The 22,274-nt window shown below is 44.5% G+C and carries 14 protein-coding genes and 1 pseudogene; 6 read left to right on the top strand and 9 right to left on the bottom strand.

Annotated elements, in window-relative coordinates; translation table 11 throughout:
- Position 1 precedes the first annotated feature (1 nt).
- The 5 genes from dpdH to IQ263_RS12900 all read right to left on the bottom strand — a co-directional run bounded on the left by dpdH (position 2) and on the right by IQ263_RS12900 (position 10,949).
- Complete coding sequence (gene dpdH / locus IQ263_RS12920; protein ID WP_194067780.1) at positions 2–3,100, bottom strand: protein DpdH; 3,099 nt, start codon at positions 3,098–3,100, stop codon at positions 2–4.
- A complete protein-coding gene (dpdG, locus tag IQ263_RS12915) occupies positions 3,097–3,984 on the bottom strand; it encodes a protein DpdG (protein WP_194067779.1) in 888 nt (295 codons plus the stop codon). The genes dpdH and dpdG overlap by 4 nt, the downstream gene beginning before the upstream one ends.
- Positions 3,981–6,527: a protein DpdF gene (gene dpdF / locus IQ263_RS12910; RefSeq protein ID WP_194067778.1), complete on the bottom strand. Its 2,547-nt coding sequence runs from the start codon at positions 6,525–6,527 to the stop codon at positions 3,981–3,983. Before dpdF ends, dpdG begins: the two co-directional genes overlap by 4 nt.
- Positions 6,527–9,949, bottom strand: coding sequence for a protein DpdE (dpdE, locus tag IQ263_RS12905; RefSeq protein WP_228050011.1), 3,423 nt, complete (start codon positions 9,947–9,949; stop codon positions 6,527–6,529). The genes dpdF and dpdE overlap by 1 nt, the downstream gene beginning before the upstream one ends.
- Positions 9,950–10,409: 460 nt before the next feature.
- Positions 10,410–10,949, bottom strand: a complete 540-nt coding sequence (locus tag IQ263_RS12900) for a Dps family protein (RefSeq protein WP_194067777.1) — start codon at positions 10,947–10,949, stop codon at positions 10,410–10,412.
- A gap of 152 nt (positions 10,950–11,101) precedes the next feature.
- On the opposite strand from IQ263_RS12900, the gene IQ263_RS12895 reads away from it, so the two are divergent.
- The 5 genes from IQ263_RS12895 to IQ263_RS12875 all read left to right on the top strand — a co-directional run bounded on the left by IQ263_RS12895 (position 11,102) and on the right by IQ263_RS12875 (position 15,939).
- Positions 11,102–12,142: a mevalonate kinase family protein gene (locus IQ263_RS12895; RefSeq protein ID WP_194067776.1), complete on the top strand. Its 1,041-nt coding sequence runs from the start codon at positions 11,102–11,104 to the stop codon at positions 12,140–12,142.
- A gap of 56 nt (positions 12,143–12,198) precedes the next feature.
- A complete protein-coding gene (locus IQ263_RS12890) occupies positions 12,199–13,110 on the top strand; it encodes a UTP--glucose-1-phosphate uridylyltransferase (RefSeq protein ID WP_194067775.1) in 912 nt (303 codons plus the stop codon).
- A gap of 336 nt (positions 13,111–13,446) precedes the next feature.
- Positions 13,447–13,797 carry a slr0373 family blue light stress response protein gene (locus IQ263_RS12885; protein ID WP_194008388.1) on the top strand — a complete coding sequence of 117 codons (351 nt, stop codon included), beginning with the start codon at positions 13,447–13,449 and terminating at the stop codon, positions 13,795–13,797.
- Between the two features lie 128 nt (positions 13,798–13,925).
- The gene (gene ycf46 / locus IQ263_RS12880; RefSeq protein ID WP_194067774.1) at positions 13,926–15,455 is read left to right on the top strand and encodes a stress-responsive protein Ycf46; all 1,530 of its coding nucleotides are present in this window, start codon (positions 13,926–13,928) and stop codon (positions 15,453–15,455) included.
- Positions 15,456–15,585: 130 nt separating this feature from the next.
- Positions 15,586–15,939: a DUF1257 domain-containing protein gene (locus IQ263_RS12875; RefSeq protein WP_096832348.1), complete on the top strand. Its 354-nt coding sequence runs from the start codon at positions 15,586–15,588 to the stop codon at positions 15,937–15,939.
- A gap of 133 nt (positions 15,940–16,072) precedes the next feature.
- Here the strand turns inward: IQ263_RS12875 and epsE (IQ263_RS12870) are convergent, their stop codons facing one another.
- From epsE (IQ263_RS12870) to IQ263_RS12855, 4 genes are all read right to left on the bottom strand, one after another.
- Positions 16,073–17,320, bottom strand: coding sequence for an exopolysaccharide biosynthesis GT4 family glycosyltransferase EpsE (gene epsE / locus IQ263_RS12870; RefSeq protein WP_194067773.1), 1,248 nt, complete (start codon positions 17,318–17,320; stop codon positions 16,073–16,075).
- Between the two features lie 227 nt (positions 17,321–17,547).
- Positions 17,548–18,792, bottom strand: a complete 1,245-nt coding sequence (epsE, locus tag IQ263_RS12865) for an exopolysaccharide biosynthesis GT4 family glycosyltransferase EpsE (protein ID WP_194067772.1) — start codon at positions 18,790–18,792, stop codon at positions 17,548–17,550.
- A gap of 43 nt (positions 18,793–18,835) precedes the next feature.
- Entirely contained in the window at positions 18,836–20,131 is a 1,296-nt protein-coding gene (locus IQ263_RS12860; RefSeq protein WP_194067771.1) for a glycosyltransferase family 4 protein, read from the bottom strand.
- A 46-nt stretch (positions 20,132–20,177) separates the two neighbouring features.
- Entirely contained in the window at positions 20,178–21,191 is a 1,014-nt protein-coding gene (locus IQ263_RS12855) for a glycosyltransferase family 2 protein (protein WP_194067770.1), read from the bottom strand.
- A 501-nt stretch (positions 21,192–21,692) separates the two neighbouring features.
- Between IQ263_RS12855 and IQ263_RS12850 the strand changes: the two are divergent.
- Positions 21,693–22,146, top strand: a pseudogene (locus IQ263_RS12850) (RNA-guided endonuclease InsQ/TnpB family protein); the annotation flags it as partial.
- Positions 22,147–22,274: the final 128 nt, after the last annotated feature.

Raw genomic sequence — 22,274 nt, 5'->3', positions numbered from 1 at the left:
TTTATCCTTTAATCTCACTAATTAGATTCCGCAATTTTACCAATCCATCTTGAATATCTCTATGACTAGATTCTACTGTTCCACCGCCTGACGCTTCTAACTCCTCAATCCGGTTTTTGACCTCGCTTAGAGAAGCATCAAGAAAATTATTGGTACTATTGAGAAAGTCCGAAGATTCTGTCATTGCTTTTTGATGATTTTCGCTGAGATACTTAAGCAGCTTCCCCGGTTTACTATCGGGATTATCTTTCTCAGTTTGCACGCGCTTCATTGTTTCTAAATAGCTAGAAATTCCAACTCGTTTAAACTGTTCCAAGACTGATTTTAGCTCATCGACACTCTTTATGCCTCGAAATACACCAGCTTCTTGCGAGCTATCGATCGCCCGTTTTACTAAATCGGTAACATCCTTTTTATTGAAGTTTTCTCCTAATTCAGATACAAGAGAATTGTAAACAGCAAGTTGGCGATCGCACTCTTCTTGAATTGCTTTTTCTAGAAGTTCATCCACCGCTTGACGCGCTTTATCAATTTCGGGAAACTTCTCCCGAACATCGGCCGGAATTTCACATTGAGGCTGCCAAGATTTGCTAACCTGTTTCAATGGATCGAGGATTTGTACAACATCAATAATCTGAAATTGTTTAGAACTTCCTTTCGTGCAAGCCGTTCTACTGGTAACAGTTTCTAGTAAAGCTAGGGAGTGTTTTTCTAAAGTACCAAATAGCTTTTTCCAAGTAGCTGAACGATGTTCTAAATCTTTTGGCTCTAGTTTGAGAAACAAAGCATTGATCGAATCTTCACCCGTAGAATGTCCGGCCATTGTGGTGGCGATCGCCAGTAGTTCAACTGCCGCAGGTACAGGGCTCCAGGGTTCCCCAGACTCGCGGGGATACAGGCGAATTTGCTCAACTACATATTGACTCCATTTTTCCAGTTGTTTAGCGTAGGTGCGAAAGTAGCGATCGCCCTCCGGGAACTTCCAATGCTTGTAGTGCTTGTATTGCAACATACCTTGAAAGGCGATCGCCGTTTCCCGAAACTCATCTGCATCATCAGGATGCAGAGGAAGAGATAGTTTAACTCCAGAAATCGTCTCCCTCGTCACCTTTGGACTCACAAAAGTAATATTTCTGCTTTTAAAGTAAGTCGTCCCACTACTAGCAAAAACCCCCTTAAGCAGCATTTCCGTATCCCATTCGATCCGCTCGCCGATAGCTGAGTAAATCAACGGCCGCAGTTCCCCAGCGATATCTTGTGGGAGACCTTCTCCATTGTTCCACCTATCAATAAATTCTTTTTGCCTAGTCAGCTTGTCGGGAATTTGTGCGGCTGTAGTCTGATTATTTTTAGTTGTATAGATCGAATCAACTTGATAATTACTAACTGAAATCCTAGATTCTTGAACACGCGAAACAGATGATATTTTTTTTATTTGCTGAACCTCCCCGCCCAGCGCCGGAATATTAAATGCAGAGTGAACTTCAGGGCGCAAATCACAAAGCTCGTTACTATCCCCCCACAAATCAAGGAGAGTCTGGCGGCGATCGCCATTTTGTGGGTCTTTAGCTTGAATATCTCCCTGAAGCAAAGCACTCAGCCGCATCTTCCCAAAGTGTTCCCGCACAGAAATAGCAGGAAAATCTCCTCGCTCGATATCAGCAACAGCAGTTTCTAGCGTCCACTTAAGAACATCTTTAATCAAAATTCGAGGGTTAAAATTGCCTGGGTTGACTCTCGCCAGCATTTGCTCTAAGGCTTCCGAAGTAAAAGGATACAAACCAAAACCGTCTGCTTCTGAAAAACCCGCATGACAAGCTAGTTTGTGTTCGCATTCATTGCAAGCACTAGGTAGAGATTCTCGATCCGAATCTTCGCGATTGCGAGAGTCAGCCCACCAATTTTGAATTGTTTTATCCTCCAAACGCACCGCGTTGAGATATCGACCCACAAATTGTTTGATATCTGCATAATTCACTAAAGATTGTTCCCCAACTGTGCCAAGGTCAAGATTAACGCTAAAAGTAATCCGCTGTTTTACTGTATCTAACCTCAAACCATCAAAATAGCCCGTAGTACAAGCTAGCGCCGTTCGGATCGCGCACAAATGTTTGCCTCCTGGTTGCTGAGGCCGCGCTAAAACTGCTTCTAAAACTTCGCGATCGATGCCTTGCAATTTAGCAAAATCTTCAATCAGCAAAACTAACTCTATTCCTTGTTCTGCTAAAGCTTCCCGAACTTCCCCCATCAATCTTTGCAAATCTTCCCGCCCCAAGCTCAAAACCTGAGCTATGGCTTCATCTAAATGCCGGTTTAACCAATCTACAGTTGCCTTTTGAGTATCCTCATCGCCGATCAGTAAGCTATAAAATTCCCGCGCAGACTGCCCAGATTTTTGCAAGTTTAAGACATTGAGAGGCAAGTCATTTAGCGAAAACTGCCTCCGTTCTTCCACAATTTCTACTGTATCTCGCTGTCCGAGAATGTGGACAACTAATTGATGGATAATACCCCCATCCTTTAGCCAGTGTTTTCGGAAAAATGGATCGTAGAGTAGAGAATCAACAGCATCAACTAGGTATTTTTCCACATCAGAAAGTTTAGTGCGATCGCCCCGACCGTTCGGGCCAACCGCAGCCGCAAGCTGATTCAGAAGTTGTTCCCGCGCTTGCGCTTCATTTAAGGTGCTAGTCCCTCGATTTAAACGCTGCCGGTATTCATCAAAACTTGCTCCTTTCATCCCTTTTAATATTAAATTGATAATATCTTTGAGATTCGTGCCAATTTTTGGAATCAGCAAAACTCGGCGCTTCTCTGTCGATGCTATATTCGCAGCTAGCCAACGAATTAGGTGAGATTTTCCCGTCCCAGAGCTTCCTAAAACTGGCACAAAAGCGAAATCTTGTTCAGCTAGAAAATCTTTCAAAAATTGTTCCTCACTGTAGGGAACTTGCGACGGTGCATCGATCAGTTCCTGGCGGTACATGGCAATTGGATGGTGAGTTGCCACAAATATACTATCTGGAGTTTGGGTAGCCTCCACACCCATCACGCGGCGAACGCGATCGACATCCCAGCAAACAAATTTTGTAAAAGTCATGGTTCAACCCCTGTCAAAATAATATGAGAAAATCCTGCTTCTTTGTCTGTACTTGGAAAGATGAATAAATCACCATCCGACTCTCGGATTAGCTTGATGTAACCATCATCCTGAAGGCGGAATAAAGCAAAAACCGTGCTAGTTGATAAGTGATTTGGTAAGCGACTACCAATTTTTTCTTCAACCTGTTCTCGAAATTTTCCAGTTTCAAAAACCGGGCATTTTTTAGCTAGGCGATCGATAAACTCTCGGATTGAAAGTTTAGCTTTTGCTTCTCCTTGAAATAAATCATTTAAATTTCTTCTGAGATAAGCAGTTGGCTCAGCCACAACAAGTTTTTTGTTTGAATCTGAAGCATGACTCCAAGCAAACCCTAAATAACACATCCAATCCTCGACTTGACCAGACAGGGTATTGCTGGATATTTTCAAATCTAAAGACTCAGCAACTCCCTGCTCTGCGACCAGCTTTTCTACTTTTTCCCATGTATCGGGAGCATCATAAATATCCTGTGCTAAATACCATGCTATTAACCGCCCAAAATCTTCTTCATCTTCGTTATCAGCAGCAAAAAATAGCTGTACCAGCGTATCAGGTAACAAGTTATCGCCTGTCTGAGGATGTATAGATGCTTTGGGAAGCTGAAGATTTACCGCAATATCCTCATTTTCTTCGATTAATAAACCGCACTTGATACTTTCTCGCAGCGCAGCATTAAACATCGGATGTTCGGCAGTTTTGTTTCTCCCTTCTGACAATTGATCGGGAGAAAGCAGGCGAGTGAGTTTTTCCTTGTTTTCGCGCTGTTTGGGTGCTTGAAGTAAATATCTAAATATTCCTCGCATTCTACTAGGAGTAGCTAAAGCAGTTTTTAAGACGCTCATAAATTAACCTCCCTGCAAAACTGGTTAAACATCAAGTATCTGCTTGAAAAAATATTAATTAGCTTGCGGTCATCGCGGCTCGGATCGGGTGTATCTACGGGAAGCATAATGACTAGCGGAGCTTGAGAAGTTCTGTTGAGTGACAGATAGTTGTGAGGGATAGCCTTTCCGGGCGGATGAAAGATCAGGCTGGGAATGCGCGGCATCAGCATAGGTTCGTATTTTTGAAACAAAAATATACAAGCATCGGCTATCCGATTTGTTTCTTCAATCAATATACTCTGAAATTCATCAGGAAGCACTAGATTATTAATTCCCTGCTCGATTAACCAGTTAAAAACTTTAGAGCTTTTGAGTCTCCAGCTTTGAGCTTCATGAGAATCATAAAAAACGAGCATTAACTTATCTTCTCCCAGCAAGGATTTTAGTTTTTCACTTACAACAAAATTTGGTTCCTGCCATACAGGTAATGGCGCGGGCATAATTCCAGAAAATAGTGCTTGCCCGTTTTTTCTGCAAACAGGACATCCACCACAAGCGCGAGAAACTATCACCGATTTTCTGGCTTCTGGTACTGCACGGGCGGGTATGGTGTAAGCTTCAGCCAAAATTTCGGAAATACAGCGTTTCGGCCGCAAAACCTCGCGCATTAATTGCAGGTTTTTATAGCTCCAGTTTTGGCGCTGTTGGCGAATTGGTTCTACTTTATGTTCCCAAGTTTGACGGTTGAGGTGCGATTCATCCCGGATGCGGATGAACCGGGATTTTCTGTGCTGTTTGCAAGCTTCGTTATAAGCTGTTTCTGATTTAAAATTTCTTCTTTGCGGCGGTTCGTCGGCATCAATCTCGATTAAACCAGATCGACTCATCAGCGTTAAAGTGCGGATGTTCCAAGCCTGATTCTGTTCGCTGTTCATGTCAATATCTTCTGGTTTTGAGGATGGAGCAAGATTCACGGGAACGCGAAAGCGACCATCGGGGAACATTTCTTTTTTCAAAAACATACTTTTCCACCGTTGAAATCCCCGATCGACCGTAATGGCAGATTTGTCATTAAGCGATTTGGCAATCTCTAAGTCTTGAGTGGTATGTAGGGTGAGCGAGATTGCTGCTTTGCCGTCTCGACCTCCTCGACCGACTTCTTGATAAAAGCGATCTATAGTTTCGGGGATGCAGACATGAAGCACGGCTCGAATATCTGACTGATCCACACCCAATCCGAAGGCAGAAGTAGCCACAATTATATCAACTCGTCTCTCGCGCAAGTTTTCAATCAGTTGAGAGCGTTCTTCTGGACTGGATTCTCCCGTCATAATTGCACACCGTTTGAATCCAGCGGATAATAAATCCTGTTGCCATCGCCTGACATCTTCGCGTTTTGTGGCGTAAATAATCAGAGGGCGGGGAAGATGATAAACTGCTTCCATTAATCGCTGTTTTCTGATTTCTTCACTTTGACACCAAGCAAACCAGTAGGAAGGTTCAGGCCGCAACTGTACGGCAGATATTACTTGAAAATTGCCTGGTTTGCCAAATAAAGTTTCCAGGGTATCTAAACAGGATTCTGTTAAGGTTGCAGTTAGCAATAAAGTTGTAAAAGAAGTCCAGCGCAACAAATCTCTTCGCAAGCCGGGGAGTTCTTGAAAAGCAGGGCGAAATTCATCGCCCCACTGCTCGACGATATGCGCTTCATCTATTACTAAATACCGTAGCATTTGTAATTTGGCGGCTTCGTAAAGAGCAGGTGCGAGAGACTTCATCAAGCTTTCAGGTGAGGTGAAAACGATTCGCTGGGTGCCGTTGCGAATGCGATCGCGAATTTCCTGCCTTCTCTGTTGTCCTTGCCCGGATTCATCGCCATAATAGGCAGTCGGATGGTTCACAAAACGTTTCAAAGCTCGTTCTTGGTCAAGGGCTAGTGCTGTAGTTGGCACTACAACAACTGTTACACCAGCATTTTGCGATCGCAACAAAGCCGGTAGTTGAGCGCAAAGACTTTTCCCCGATCCAGTAGGCAGATTAATCGCAAGTGTCGAATTTTCAGGAGCCGTCAAAACAGCCCGAATTGCTTCACGTTGCCCTACACTCCGATACTTCTGTAACTCCACCAATTCCAGAAACGGATCTCCCTCTACTGGCTCGTAATTGCGGCGCTCTTCCTGATTAAATACGGGTTTTTCTGGGGGATATTGTGCGGAAAAATCTAGCCACTCTGGCTGCCAAGGATGAGCACTAATTAGATAGTAATCTGCACCTTCACCCAAAATATCAATACCGCTTTGTTGCCACATTTCGCGATCGGGGAAAGGGAAAGTTCGAGGTACTTTCAGAGTTTGGGGCATCCCGCCCTGTCGCTCATCTTCCCGCCGCAGAACCTGACGGATCAGAGCCGCAATATCTCCCATTCCCGGCGCGTAAGAAGTTCCAGCAGCATCCAAAGTTTCCAGTAAGTGGCTGTGACCCGCTTCGGAAAACTGACTTAAATCCGCAGGAATCTTACCTGTTTGGATAATTTCTCTGAGTTGTTGAAAAGAATCAGTCATCACTCATCACCCCTTTCCTGAGATTCAACCGGAGGTCGCCCAGAAACAATGATGAATCCTACAGAATCAAGCTTAATTCCGGGATGCCGAATTCCTTCTAAAATAGCTTGACTTAACGCAGTTTCTATGTTCACTTCTTTTGCTAATAAAAAATGCGAAGTTTGTTGGCTTTCAGCCAGTCGGTTGAGGCGCAGTCGCAGTTGCTCTAGTCTATTTCCTAGTTTCTGGTCGGCGATTCGGGCGCGTTCTTCGCAGAGTGAGATGAAAAAAGTGCGATCGCGCAACAGTATTTCAGAAGTCTCGCGCGCCTGACTGCATAAATCTGCCCACTTGCTCTCATCAACAAACTCATTAAGCACCGATAATCGACTTTTGGCTAAATTGTAATCTCGGCAGGGACGAGAACTTTTACCATTGTACGAACCTTGCAGAATCTTCAAAAGAGCTTCATCTTCAACAATGCTCATTGGTTCGTACCGAGCATCAAGAAAAATGGTCTCTACAATAGGGGGAAATAGCGCATCTGTGCGTCGCTTCAGAGATTTAAATTTACTACTATCCTGCTCCAAATCTGTTAAAACTTGCTGGGCTATTTCCAAATTAGCCTCGACTACATAATTAAAGCGAAAACCGAACCATTCCATCCCTTCTCCAGCATCCCAAGATTCATCGCACCGCCACATCGCAAAGGCTTGACCTCGGTCATCCCAATGAATATAAGATGCTAGCCCTTCCACAAATCCTTCCCCAATACGGTAGAGATTGACACCAGGATGTTGAGTTGATATTCTCCGGTTATAAGTACCAGATATTTCTCCACAATTAGCAAAGTGAGTTCTTAGATCGCTCAGGGGAATTAAAGTGCGCGGAGTATGTTGATAATGCTGCACTTTTGCTAAATTCAAATCGTCAACTTTCTTGAATTTTAGTGCTTGACAAATCCAGTCTTCAGTTGCTAGTTTAATTTTTTGATGACCAGCGTCATAATCATCTAAAGCTTGAAAATACTCAGAAGCATTTTCATCCTGAGCATCAATTTCATCTAAAGCATTTTGTTCGCTAATTTTTACCTGTTCCTCAGCAATTCCTTGCCGGATCGAGTCAATCTTTTCTAAAAGTCCGCTAGCGCCAGCTTGAAACATCACTGCTTCAAGTTCCGGCAGTTTTTCATCTACATAAAACTGAAGACTGGCAATTGATTGATCGAAAATGCCGAAACCACTTTTTAATAATTCATACCAAGCACTGTGAGGGCTATCATCGAGGTCTGCACCTGCAAATACTGTAAACTGAACCTTCATCGGGCGACCAATGCGATCGATCCTGCCCATCCTTTGTTCTAAACGATTTGGCGACCAGGGAAGATCGAAATTAATCATCCAATTCACAAATTGGAAGTTGCGGCCTTCTTCACCAGAGGAATCACAAACAAGGATAAAACATTTTGGGTCATTTTTGAACCGAGCGAGGTGTTTTTCAACCTGAGAGCGTTCCATCCCTAATTGATGGCTAGCTACAGTTTCTTGACCAAAAGTATCTGATAAGTACCGAAAAATTTCAGTACCTGTTTTGACAAAACTGGTGAAAATGACAATTTTAGGTAAGGTATCTCCCGGTATAGGTCTGCGAATTCGCTGTTGCAATTGTTCGAGCAATTTATGAAGGTTGCTGCGATAAGATTGGAGTTTGAAACACTCAGATAAATGATAGATTAGAACTATCTTGAGTAATTCGATGCGATCGCCATCTTCTGAAGGTTCTTGAATAATTCGCAGCAAAGATTCCAGGATTTCTGCTTCTCCTGAAAATTTGGGAGTTTCACTCAAAATTCTGGCGCTATCCATCCCAAATTCCTGAATGATGCCAGCATGGGAGATACAATTTAAACGGACTTCAACTACCTGTTGCAAGATTCCCAGCCAAGTACCAGTAGCACGGAATAACAGCAGAAAAATGTGTTGATATTGTTGTTCTTTGGGGGCGATAGTGCGCCATTCGTCGATGAGTTCGTGAATTTGGGGCGATCGCTCATCTAATTCATATTCGACTTTTGGTATGATATTGCGATCGAAAATTACATCTTCTACGGAAGCGCGACGGTTACGCAGCATTCGACGGTGCAAGCGATAGGTGTCGCTGATGTGGGTGCGAATCGATCGCACAATTCGATCGCGATCGGCGACAGGTGTTTCTTTAGTCTGCAAGCAAATTTGCAACTCATCTGCGAGGTTGAGCAGATACGGATCTTCAGCAAACAGATTTCGCAGTTGGTTGAGGTTAGTTTTAATAACAAAAGGATTTGCTCCTTCCTTAAATGAGAGTAAAACTCGACCAATTTGTTGGCGGTTTTGCACCCTCGCACGAAAACCTTCCAAATCGTTAAGTTGATAGGTTATTGGATCTAGCAAGTGCAGCAGCGCCAGGAAATCTTGCTCGTGATTGAGAACTGGGGTTGCAGATAATAGGAGTAGGCGATCGCTTTGATGAGCAAGGTGTTTGCAAGTCTCGAAAATCCCGCGCTTCACCGAATCTGAAGAAGTAGCCATTGCTGCGACGTGATGCGCTTCATCTAAAATTAAAAAGCCTAAATCGGCATTCGGGCTGATTCGATCGACATTTTCTACTGCAAGCACCTGCACTCGGTTGTCCGAGTCAGAGATATAAAATTTATTTTTTAATTCTTGAAGCCATTGTTCCCGCAGGTATTGCGGTACTAATACCACAGCCCGTCCTTGGGGGTAGTCGAGAAGATATTGGCGAAGAATAGCACCAGATTCGATCGTTTTTCCCAGTCCAACTTCATCTGCTAACAGGTAACGTTGAATAGGATCTTCTAGTACGCGCCGGACAACTTCAACTTGATGGGGATAAAGCTCAATATTGGCAGAAATCAGTCCTGTCATGCCGCGACTGACAGCGCGTTGTTGAGTCAGACACTTGACAAAAGCTAAACGTCGATCGTGAAAGTAAGGTGTTTCTTGACCTTTCAGCGCCAGAATTGCGATCGGATCGGCAATGGGGATATTGCAACGCACGCAAACATCTCGTTCAACGGCGAATTCTGTTTGGCGATCTGGTAAGTCAATCTCGTATCTACAGCTATCTTCATCCCAGGCAAAAATCCGACCCACTCTCCAAGTTTGTTTGCTTTGAGACCAGAAATAGCACCTCGTCTGAGGTTGTAGCCTAACTCGAACGAGCAAACTTAAGGCTAAGGTTCGTTCTATCCGGTTCCCCACCGAACAAAAATACTCAACTAAGGCATCTGAATTAAATATTTTAACAACTTTTCCTATACCGAGGTCATTGTTGCGCGATCGCACCAGACAACCAAGCTCGATCATAATTCCGGTCTCCTGAGAGCGATCGGTTGCTTTGCCAAACACTTCGCCAACGCTATAGCAATTGAGTCGATCGATCAAACAATGAATTTTCTTGCGGCTAACCGTAGCAGCAATCGTGCTATTACTTACGTCAACAATTTATACTGTGCCGCTTTTACTGCATTGCTGCATGATTATTTAATATTTCTTGACAAACCCAGCAATTATAAACTGATAGCAGCAGAGGGAAGGCAGCAATCTCAATAAATGCGGCTCTCCGCGCTTTACCGTATCAAACCGAGATCGAGGCAATATTTGATACCGTAAAAGCCTTTGACACCTTGCACTCTTGTTGCACGGTTTTCGGCTCAATGTCTGAGGTTATGTTTAGAAGCGCACTCGGAATCCAGCAGTCGATCGCAAAAAACCCGGTTTCTGCAACACGGACGCATCCGAGGCCCAGAAACCGGGTTTTTGACCGAAATCAAACTATCTAAACCAGTATTTTCCTAAAAAACCCGGTTTCTAACCATCAGCGTGTAATTTCCGTACAAACAATCTAAGCATGAGAAGCTGTAGGAGTTTTAGCTTGTGGCTGCTTACCGTCCGGCGCAATAGATTCCCCTTCAATAAACGATCGCAACATCCAAGCCATTTGCTCGTGCTGTTCCATCAAACCAGTCAAAAAGTCAGCCGTTCCATCATCTTTAAACTCTTCGCCACACTGTTCAACGTGTTCGCGGAGATTGCGAATAATCAGTTCGTGGTCGTCAACTAAACGCGATACCATTTCAGTCGCTAAAGGCAAATCGCCGATATGTTCTTTAATCGAACCATACTTGAGAAAACCCTCAGCAGTACCAATTGGATAGCCACCTAAAGTTCTCACCCGTTCCGCCATAGCATCGATATTTACTGTTAACGCCTGGTAGTGTTCTTCCCACAACTGGTGGAGCGAGCGAAACTGCGGGCCAACTACATCCCAGTGATACTTTTTAGTTTTGATTAACAGCAGATAAGCGTCTGACAGGTCGTGATTCAACAGTTCGATAACGCCTGCACGTTGCTCGTCAGATAGACCTATATTTAACTTACGCATTGAAATTATTTCCTCAATTCTTCTAACTAGACATTTATTAAAACAAATTTTGCCAGCCACTTACATCAACCCAAAGGACGATCGCACTTTTAGTCAAATATCTGCATTTCAGGTTAAAGTAATCGCAATATAGATACCTTTAGATAGATGTCATGCAGCTTTTTGTTCCTGGCCGCCTTTGTCTGTTTGGCGAACACAGCGATTGGGCAGCCGCTTATCGCCCCCTCAATCCCGCTATAGCAAAAGGCTGCACTCTGATAGCCAGTACAAATCAAGGAATTTATGCTGAAGTTAAGGCGCATCCCACACACTTGATTTTACGGGCTGCTTTAAATGACGGCACCAAAATAGAAGCTGCACTCCCGATGGAAAAAAATTGTCTACTTGCTGAAGCACAAACAGGAACTTTTTTCAGTTATGCAGCCGGTGTGGCGGCTCAATTTCTCACCTACTACCGCGTGGGAGGAGTAGAGATTGACAATTATTTAACAGATTTACCAATTCAGAAAGGCCTGTCTTCCAGCGCCGCAATTTGCGTATTAGTAGCCCGCGCTTTCAACCGCTTATACGATTTAAAAATGAACGTGCGCGGTGAAATGGAAATGGCTTATTTAGGCGAGACTGCAACACCTTCGCGCTGCGGCCGCATGGATCAGGGTTGTGCCTATGGAAATCGCCCGATTATGATGATTTTTGACGGTTCTCAAATGGATGTTGTTGAGCTAAAAGTTACCAAAGATTTGTTTTTTGTGCTCGTAGATTTGGGCGCTAGCAAAAACACTCAAGAAATCCTGGCAAGTCTCAATCTGGCTTACCCCTTTCCGGCCAATGAAGTAGCAGCAAACGTGCAGCTATATCTTGGTGCCATTAGTTCGAGAATTACGCAGGATGCAGCCGCAGCTTTACAGCAGGGAGATGCGGTTAAACTCGGCGAGTTGATGAAAGTTGCCCAGAGGGAATTTGACAAGCATTTAATCCCCGCTTGTCCGGGGCAGTTAACTGCTTCTGTTTTGCATGAACTTTTGAACTATCCACCAATTCAGCCTTATATTTTGGGCGGGAAGGGAGTAGGTTCTCAAGGAGACGGCACGGCGCAGTTTATAGTTAAAGATGCAGAAAGTCAACAGGAGGTTATGGAGATTATTGCACGGGATTTTCCTCAGATGAATTGTGTGAAACTGAAAATCAGTTGAAAAAAAATACCAATTTAAGGAATCTTGAAATTCTTCAATCTAAAATCTAAAATCCTATGACAGTCAGTTCTCACTACAGAGTCCGCAAAGCGGTGATTCCGGCCGCCGGTTTTGGCACTCGGATGTTTCCGGCTACTAAGGCTGTGAAGAAAGAGTTATTTCCAATTATCGATCGCGACGGCCGCGCCAAACCGATAATTTTGGCAATTGTGGAAGAAGCTTTGAGCGCCGGAATCGAAGAAGTTGGTATAGTTGTGCAAAAGGGCGATCGCGCTTTTTTTGAAGATTTCTTTAAAACTCCTCCGTCTCCCCAACTTTTCCAAAAACTGTCTGTGCAAAACCAAGATTATAGCAAATATTTACAAAATGTAGGACAGAAAGTTACAATTCTTACTCAAGATGTTCAGGAAGGATTCGGCCACGCGGTATTTTGTGCTAGAGAATGGACGAACAGGGAGCCATTTTTGCTGCTGTTGGGCGACCACATTTACTTGTCGGACACTGCAAACTCTTGCGCGCGCCAGCTATTGGATATTTACTCGCAAGTGCAGCACAGCGTAATTGGTTTGAGGGTGACACAGGCTGAGGTAATTCATCACTACGGCTGTGCGGCTGGTGTTTGGCGGGAACAAGATGCTATTTTGTCTGTGACGCAAGTTTACGAAAAGCCGGATATCGAGTATGCGCGGCAGCATTTAAGCGTAGAAGGCATGGGGGATGATTTATTTTTATCGATGTTTGGGATGTATGTGCTCAATCCTCAAATATTTGATTATTTGGCGGAACATATTAGTGCCAATTTTCGAGAAAGAGGGGAATTTCAGTTAACATCCTGTTTGGATAAATTGCGGGAGTTCGAGGGAATGGCTGGTTATGTGGTGCAAGGGCGGTGTTTTGACACGGGATTGCCGGAGGTTTACCGGCAGACGCTGATTGATTTTGCCATATCTGGTGGGGCGATCGGCTAACGGGCCTTAAAATTAGACTTGCATTACCTCCCCAAACTCGCTCCTATACAAATGATCTGTGTTTATTCGCGTCAATTTGCCTTAAATCTGCGGTTGACAGCCATCCATTCATTCCCCAATCCCAAATCGCAATACCCCCAATCCCAAATCGAAATACCTGCCGCTGCATCGCAGCCTCATCAGCTAAAAGCCTATTAATTCCGTTGTAGGCTGCCCCAAAATCACCTCAATTGTAACGAAATATTACAAGATGACGCTAAAACAGCATAGAGGGTTGACAGCAAAGAATTAAGCGGCTAATCTAATATACATACCCGGGTAAGTCAATTCACAGATATGCAAGAAAAGCAAAAAGTTACACTGTATCTTCCACCGGAACTGCATCGTCAGCTCAAAATCAAAGCCGCAGTCGAAACAGAACCGATGTCATCAATTGCAGAAAGGGCAATTGTCTTTTACCTAGGAAACCCCGAAGTGGTTGACGAAGTAGAAGCCTCCTACGGACAAACCCACCGGGTGTACACTTGTCCAGAATGCACGGGTTCTGTAGTAATGCGAGATGGAGAACTGGCATCAGTAACAAGTCAGCCGAGCGTATTGGCTGAGCAAGATCTTCCAGTAAAGCAGGTGTCAGGCGTCGGTGCCAGCACAGCCAGACCGGGAGAGGAAGAATTGGTTCCCTGCTAAGAATGCCTTGCTTCCCCAAAAGCTAGAACTTAAATTTACTGAAATTTTTCACTAAAATTTTTCTAATTCGGCTAAAGGCAGCATTGAGATTCAGCAAAGATAGCACCGTCTCTAGTGGGTCGAGGACTATGCAAGAAGAGATCAGTATCCTAATCCAAGCTCAATATCCTCTGATCTACCTCGTGACATCCGAGGAAGAGCGGTGTGAGCAAGCAATTTCAACAATAGCTCAAGCCAAGCCACAGCGACGAGTATTCGTCTGGACTGTAACCCAAGGCATGATAGAGCGCACGGATCACGGTCAACCTCGGAACACTCAGCAAAGCACCCTCTCGCCACAGGCAGCCCTTGAGTGGGTGATCAGGCAGCGGGAACCAAGCAACAACCCCAGTGGAATCTATATATTCAAAGACCTTCATCCTTTTAAAGATGATGCAACTGTAACAAGGTTATTGCGGGATGCGATCGCCAACTTCAAAGGAACGCAAAAGACAATTATACTGATGTCTCCTTTGCAGCAAATTCCGATCGAGCTAGAAAAGGAAGTAGTGGTATTAGATTTCGCGCTTCCCGACATGAAGGAACTCAACCAAGTGTTGTCCGGTCAGTTGGAGCAAACGAAATCGCGACGCATTACCACAGAAGCGCGAGAAAAACTTTTAAAAGCAGCCTTGGGATTGACTAAGGACGAAGCTGAAAAAGTGTATCGCAAAGCCCACGTTTCGACAGGGCGGTTAACTGAAGAAGAAGTAGACATAGTTCTGTCGGAGAAAAAGCAATTAATTCGGCGCAACGGCATTCTAGAGTTCGTTGAAGAAGATGAAACCTTGGATGCAGTAGGCGGTTTAGAAGAGCTGAAACGGTGGCTCAAGCAGCGTTCCAACGCCTTTACAGAAAGGGCGAGAGAATACGGTCTGCCCCAACCAAAAGGGATGTTAATTCTCGGCGTACCCGGATGCGGAAAATCGCTGATTGCCAAGACTACATCGCGCCTTTGGGGACTGCCCCTGCTGCGGCTAGATATGGGCCGAGTCTACGACGGCTCGATGGTGGGTCGATCGGAAGCCAACCTCCGCAACGCTCTAAAAACAGCAGAATCCATCTCTCCAGCCATCCTGTTTATCGACGAACTAGACAAAGCCTTTTCCGGAGGCAGTGGTTCTGCTGACTCAGACGGAGGCACATCCAGCCGAATTTTCGGTTCATTCCTCACTTGGATGCAAGAAAAGACTTCCCCAGTCTTCGTAATGGCAACAGCCAACCGCATCGAGCGGTTGCCGGGGGAATTCTTGAGGAAAGGCCGGTTCGACGAACTCTTCTTTGTTGACCTGCCTACCAAAGAAGAACGCCAAGATATATTCAACATTCACCTGTCAAAGCGCCGTCGGGACATCTCTCGCTTCGATTTAGAGCAGCTTTCCAACGTTTCCGAGGGCTTTTCAGGCGCAGAAATTGAGCAAGGGCTAGTAGCAGCCATGTACGAGGCCTTCGCTCAAGATAGAGAGTTTACGCAGTTAGATATCATCGCGGCCATTAAATCCACATTGCCACTGTCTAAAACCATGACCGAACAGGTCAGCGCCCTCCGAGATTGGGCGAGACAGCGCGCACGGCCCGCTGCGTCTTCCGTCGCTGAATATCAGCGAATGGAATTCTAAAAGCTTTCTCCTGGTCCAAACAGGAGCAAAGGCTAGCAACAGCTAGCAGTTCGATTGAAAAGCCGCCCAGCGGCACCGTTAAATCCAGACCGTTGTTGTTTCTCTCTCAGTTTTATTAGGAGGAAATCCAATGTCTCACTTTAGCACTCTGCGTACCAAAATCACCGATGCCGAAATCCTGAAAGCTTCCCTGCGCGACTTGGGCATTTCAGTCAAGTCAGAAGCTGATGTTCGCGGTTATAACGGTCAGCGCGTTCGCTCCGACATCGTAGCGACTCTGGAAGGCGAATACGACCTGGGTTGGTCTCGCAATAGCGATGGTTCCTTTGACCTGATTGCCGACCTCTGGGGCGTGGCCAAAAAGCACAATCAAACTGAGTTAATTAACTCCATCAACCAGAAGTACGCAGTCAACAAGACCTTGGCAGCCGTCAAGCAGCGCGGTTTGCAAAACGCCAACGTCAAGCTGGTAGTGCAAAACTAATTGATCTGCGCGTTTCTAAGCTCGCGGGTTAACCAATACGGTTAACCCGTTTTTTGTTGGGATGTATAACCTCTGGTGAAAAGCTAGTCTTGAACAGGCAGGATGCCTGTTCCACAATAAATACGGTCGATGTCTAATCGGGTTGATTAGTTTTTGCGAGTTCTTCCAAGCACTGAGCTAAAGTTTCTGCACTACGGCGGTGGCTAAATTTGGTGATGATTTTTTGCCGGGATTCCTGACTGAGGCTCAAAGCAAGTTCTGGATTTTGGAGTACGCGCGCGATCGCATCTGCCATTTCTTCTGGTTTTTCTGATTGAACTAATATAGCATCCACGCCGTCATCTACTAGCTCAGAAGTTCCGCCTACATTAGTAACTACCGCCGGCACTTCCATCGCCATTGCTTCCATCACAGCAACCGAAACACCTTCATTCAAACTTGCCAAAGCAAAAATGTGAGCCTCTTGATAACCTTGGCGAAGTCGCTGTTCCGAAGCAGCCCCAAGTAGCTCCACACATTCCGACATCGATTTATCTTCAATGATTTTTTCGAGCTCTTTGCGATATCCGCTGCCCCCTTGTTCGTCCTCGCCTGCAATTTGCAGCCGCACATCAAACCCCCGATTTCGCAGCAATTCTACAGTCTCAATCAAGTATTTGTGACCTTTCACTAGGTTGAGGCGGCCGCAAGTAAAAATTTTGCATGGACTTCCTTCTTGCCAAGGCTTGTAGGGGCTGCTACGTTTCATTTCTGCAATATTAACTCCCATAGGAGCGATAGCTAATTGTTTTGGCAGAAAGTTCGCTAATTTATTTTTGACATCATTCAGCAGCAGTTGAGACATGACGATCGCAAAAGCAGAATTTTTCCACTTTTGTTCCTGATTTGACCCATACACTTCTAGAGTAGGACCGAGAAGTGTCATACTGTAAGTACAGCCTGTAAGAATTGAGTTAAATAAGGCTATATTGGCGGCATTAGCACAGGACTGAACGTGGATGTGCGACCAACTTTTTGTTCTTGTTAACCCTGCTAGCTTCCCAGCAACCAAAACCATTGCTAAGAGTTTAACTTTTTCCGATAAGGATGCATCTCTCGCTTTGGCAATAACTGCGAGGCACTGCCACCATGCAGCGGGGCCTGCTTTGATCACCTCTAGGAATGAGTTAATAAAATCTTTCGCAGCAAAGGGAAATAGATAAACAGTATTTTTTTGAGCTTCTTGGGCCCATACGTGAGAAATGAGCTCTCTGGGGGGCGGTTGAGTTGACACCAAATCTGTTTCAATTCCAAGTTCTGCAAGAAATTGTCGATCCCGCCAAAAAAAAGTGTGTGTTTGTCCGGGAAATTGTGGGATAAAGTATCCAATTTTTGCCTTCATCTCGCACCTACTTTCTAATTTTTAACCCAAAGATATTTATCTACTATACTATGCCGATCTACAAACAGCTTTGTCACCGAGCATTTTTTGGTAAATTTCAACGATTTTTCTGGCCTTGTTCTCCGAGGCAAATTATCTCGATCTTTCGAGAGCCTTACCATGGTAGGGACTAAGGCCAAGCCGTGTCCTCTATATCATAAGGAGTGCAACCGGAATTAATATCATTCCTAAAACAGATTAGTTTTTGCGAGTTCTTCCAAGCACTGAGCTAAAGTTTCTGCACTGCGGCCGTGGCTAAATTTGGCCATAATTTTTTTCCGAGATTCCTGACTGAGGCTCAAAGCAAATTCGGGATTTTGCAGTATATTTGCGATCGCATCTGCCATTTCTTCGGGTTTTTCTGATTGAACTAATACAGCATCCACGCCGTCATCTACTAGCTCAGAAGTTCCACCTACATTAGTAACAACCGACGGCACTTCCATCGCCATTGCTTCCATCACAGCAACCGGAACTCCTTCATTCAAACTTGCCAAAGCGAAAACGTTAGCTGCTTCTAGACCTTGGCGAATTCGCTGTTCCGAAACAGCCCCAATTAGCTCCACGCCTTCGGACATCGATTTATCTTCAATGATTTTTTGTAGCTCTTGGTGATATCCGCTGCCCCCTTGTTCATCCTCGCCTGCAATTTGCAGCCTCACGTCAAATCCCCGATTTCGCAGCAATTCTACAGTCTCAATCAAGTATTTATGACCTTTCACCGGGTTGAGGCGACCGCAAGCAAAAATCTTGCACGGACTTCCTTCTTGCCAAGGCTTGTAAGGGCTGCTGCGTTTAATTTCTGCAATATTAACTCCCATGGGAGCAACAGCTAATTGTTTCGGAAGAAAGTTTGCTAATTTATTTTTGACATCATTGAGAAGCAGTTGAGATATGACGATCGCAAAAGCCGCATTTTTCCACTTTTGTTCCTGATTTGAACCGTACACTTCTAGAGTAGGCCCGTGAAGAGTTATACTGTAAGTACAGCCTGTAAGAATTGAGTTAAATAAGGCTATATTGGCGGAATTGGCACAGGAATGAACGTGGATGTGAGACCAACCTTTTGTTTTTGTTAACCTTGCTAATTTCCCAGCAACCAAAACCAGTGCTAAGAGTTTAACTTTTTCAAATAACGATGTATCTCTCGCTTGGGCAATAACTGCGAGGCACTGCCACCATGCAGCGGGACCTGCTTTGAGAACCTCTAGGAATGAATTAATAAAATCTTTCGCAGCAAAGGGAAATAGATAAACAGTATTTTTTTGAGCTTCTTCTGCCCATACGTGAGAAGCGATCGCTCTGGGGGGCGGTTGAGTTGATACTAAATCTGTTTCAATTCCAAGTTCTGCAAGAAATTGTCGCTCACGCCACAAAAAGATGTGTGTTTGTCCTGGAAATTGTGGAATAAAGTATCCGATTTTTGCCTTCATTTCTTACCTGCTTTATAATCTTTAATTCAAGGATATTTATCTACTATGTCGATGCACTAACACTTTGATCGCCGAGCATTTTTTCGTAAATCTCGACGATTTTTATCGCTTTGTTTTCCCAGGCAAATTCTCTGGCTTTTTCGATCGCCTTAGCTGACATACTTTCCCGCAGCCGAGCGTCTTCTACTAACAGCTTAATTTTACTTGTCAACTCCTGTGTGAGATACTCTCTAGAAATCGGCTCGATCTTAAAACCAGTTTCTTCATTCACGTACTCACCAATACCGCCGTTATTAGCAACTATGCAGGGGAGTCCGCAAGCCATAGCTTCCATTACCACTGCGCCCCCGAACTCTCGGATCGAAGGAAAGCAAAAAATATCTGCTTTCCTATAATAATCCAGAGTTTCTTGTTGATTTACCCATCCGGCAAAGCTAACTATTCCCCCTAGATCAAGCTTCTTTACTCGGTTTTCCAAGTTATTTCTTTCTGAGCCGTCTCCTACTATAGTTAAGGTGATTTTACTTTTAATTGCCTGGTCTAATTTCCCAATAGACTCAATGACAATATCGGCACATTTGTAAGGCACTAATCGACCCACAAAAAGCAGATTGATATGGCTAACATCTTTAATTGGGATATTTGTCTGGTTTAAAAATTCCTCCGAAATGCCATTTTCATAGAACAAATCAATTCTTTGATCGGGGATTGCAAACAAATCTTTTAGCATATTTAAAGTATAGGTTGAACCGGCTAAAATCTTATCTGCTTTTTTGTAAGTGTCTACATAACCTGGAATTAATGCTCGACCAACTGCTCTCAAAAAGTTGAATTGAGCAAATTCTTGTTTGGCAGTTTCTTGAAAACCTGGGGGAAAGGGAATGCCCCCATTCACAGGACCTAGAATAAAAGGAGTCTGCTGGCAAACACTGACTACCTTAAACGGATACCGCGGCATCATGGGCGTAATTGCATGAACTATGTCATAATCTCCGTTGAGGATTTTACCTTTGAATTTTTGATATACTTGCTGATTGAATTCTTCATATATTGGGTAACTCAAGGTATTATAAAGAGGCCAATTTACTCGCCCGTTTGCGGTGATTTTTTCAACTATTTTATAATATTGTTTTGTTAACTTCCCTTCTTCTAGGTAGACAATATTTTCGTATTCTGGGTGTTTTTCGAGAGCTGATTTATTTCTAATATGGGTGACGAGGGTTACATCAGCTAAATTATTGATATTTTTAAAAAAATTGTAGCCCACCAAAGGTACTGATGCCCAGTCGGGATTGCACTGTTCTACAATTAGTAAAACTTTTAATTTTTGATCGCTCATTTGTTGGCTAATCAGGGGTAAAATTTCTGGGACGTTAGCTGTAATTCTAGCTGGCTGAATTAATAGAGTTGGTTGTTTTGTATTCGATCAACTTGCTCTGCTGCCCCAGCAATCGGTGCTGGTGAAACTGGATTTGACCTTGTAGCTGGGGAAATTTGGCTAATACACATGAGAAAGCGTAGATGGCTGCCTCTTGAGTTGTGAGATCCCGATGCTTTAGATAATAGTTATAGGTGCGATAGGTTGCTAAGGGGTAGCCACTCAATATTAACAGACTCCAGCCTTTTGTCGGCCATGCCATTGTCAAGGCTAACACTGGCAAGACTAATCCCCAGAACCAGGTACTTTGGGTCTCTTTGACCCAATGGCGCTCTGGTTCGCTGCCGTGCATCCAGGCTCCCTCGGCGTAGGCGTGACCCGCTCTTTGAGCGCGCTTCCACCACTGAGCAAAACTGGTCATTTGCGCGTCGTGCAGGGTCATTTCTGCGTCTAAGCGAAGGATTTTCCAATCTTTTTGGCGCAGCCGCAAGCACAGTTCGGGTTCTTCGCCGGCGATTAGTGCGGGATTGAAGCCTTCGACTTGCTGAAATGCTGTGGCACGCATCATGGAGTCGCCACCGCAGGCTTTGGTTTCGCCGATGGGGGTATCCCACTCGATGTCGCACAATTGGTTGTAGATGCTTGCTTTGGGGTATCGTTCGCGCCGGCGGCCGCACACCGCTGCTACATCGGGGCTGGCTGTGAGTTCTCTGTGCGCGCGATCGATCCATCCATCAACTACTTCGCAGTCACCGTCCACAAATTGGACAAATTCGATGTCTGGTGCTAGTTCCAGCAAGCGGGCAAAGCCTTCGTTTCTGGCGCGGGCTGCAGTAAACGGTATAGATAAGTCTAGTTCTACTGTATGGGCTCCGAGCGATCGGGCTAACTCTAGGCTGCCGTCTGTTGAGCCGGAATCGACGTAGACGACGCGGACAACTTTGTCTGTGGCCGACACTAGGCACTGGCGGAGGCGCTGCCCTTCATTTCGTCCGATCGCTACTAATCCAATTTGTTTCAAGTCTTACCTCTTGAATTCGACTACTGAGAAGTTCCTTTAATATTTTACTGGACTTTAGACTAAATAAAGATGAGAACGGTGGCTTTCAGAAGAACTAGAGCCACCGTTAAGGAAAAAATGAGGATGAAAAATAAAACCTATCCACTCCCTTAATGAACAGTGAACGATTAAGTAACTACACAAAATTAATTACATAAAGACTTCTTGCTAGGTCAGGCTTTCATGCGAAATATTATGTAATTAATTTTGCACGACTACTTAAAAGACTTTCGTCAAGCAGCATAGGATTTATTGGTGCTGGCTCTCCTGTGCAACATTCAAGCTGATGGATGCAGTGATGACCACCCGGAATGTGTGATGTTTAGGACGCTCTGATCTAATTCATCAGAAATTTGGGTTTGAAACCCCGTCCTTCTAGGACGGCTTTACATGAATTTTTGTTAAGATATACCATTTCACACAAGACGTGCTAGTATGTGAAATAGCGTAGTTAAGGTCAGCATGACACTAAAAGCCTTCAGCTATCGATTCTACCCAACGCCGGAACAAGAAAGTTTGTTGCGACGTACTTTGGGTTGTGTTCGTTTGGTCTACAACCGCGCTTTAGCCACAAGAACGGAAGCTTGGTACGCAAAACAGAAACGGGTAGGCTATGCTGAGACTTCTTCAATGTTAACTGAATGGAAGAAAACCGAAGAACTAGATTTTCTGAACAAAGTTAGCTGTGTGCCATTACAGCAATGCTTGAGACATTTACAAAGGGCTTATACCAACTTTTTTGATGGGCGGGCAAAATATCCTAACTTCAAAAAGAAACGCAATGGTGGTAGTGCAGAATTTACTCTCGTCAGCATTTAAGTTCAGAGATGGACAAGTCTACCTAGCAAAAAGCACACAAGCGTTACCAATTCGCTGGAGTCGGACACTACCTGATGGTGCAACACCTTCAACCTTAAGAGACCTCCACAAAAAGAATGATCCAATAGCTATGTGGGTTTAGCGAAAATTTCTACAAACCATTTGTGAAGATTGGGGAGACGATGAATCTGGGTTTCAATTTCTGCCATAGCTAACTCCGAAAGT

Origin of the sequence: Tychonema sp. LEGE 06208 (assembly GCF_015207505.1) — a bacterium.
In the GTDB taxonomy this organism is placed as follows: Bacteria; Cyanobacteriota; Cyanobacteriia; order Cyanobacteriales; family Microcoleaceae; genus Microcoleus.
Note: the sequence above shows the minus strand (reverse complement) of the source record. Positions and strands in the feature narration are given on the sequence as shown.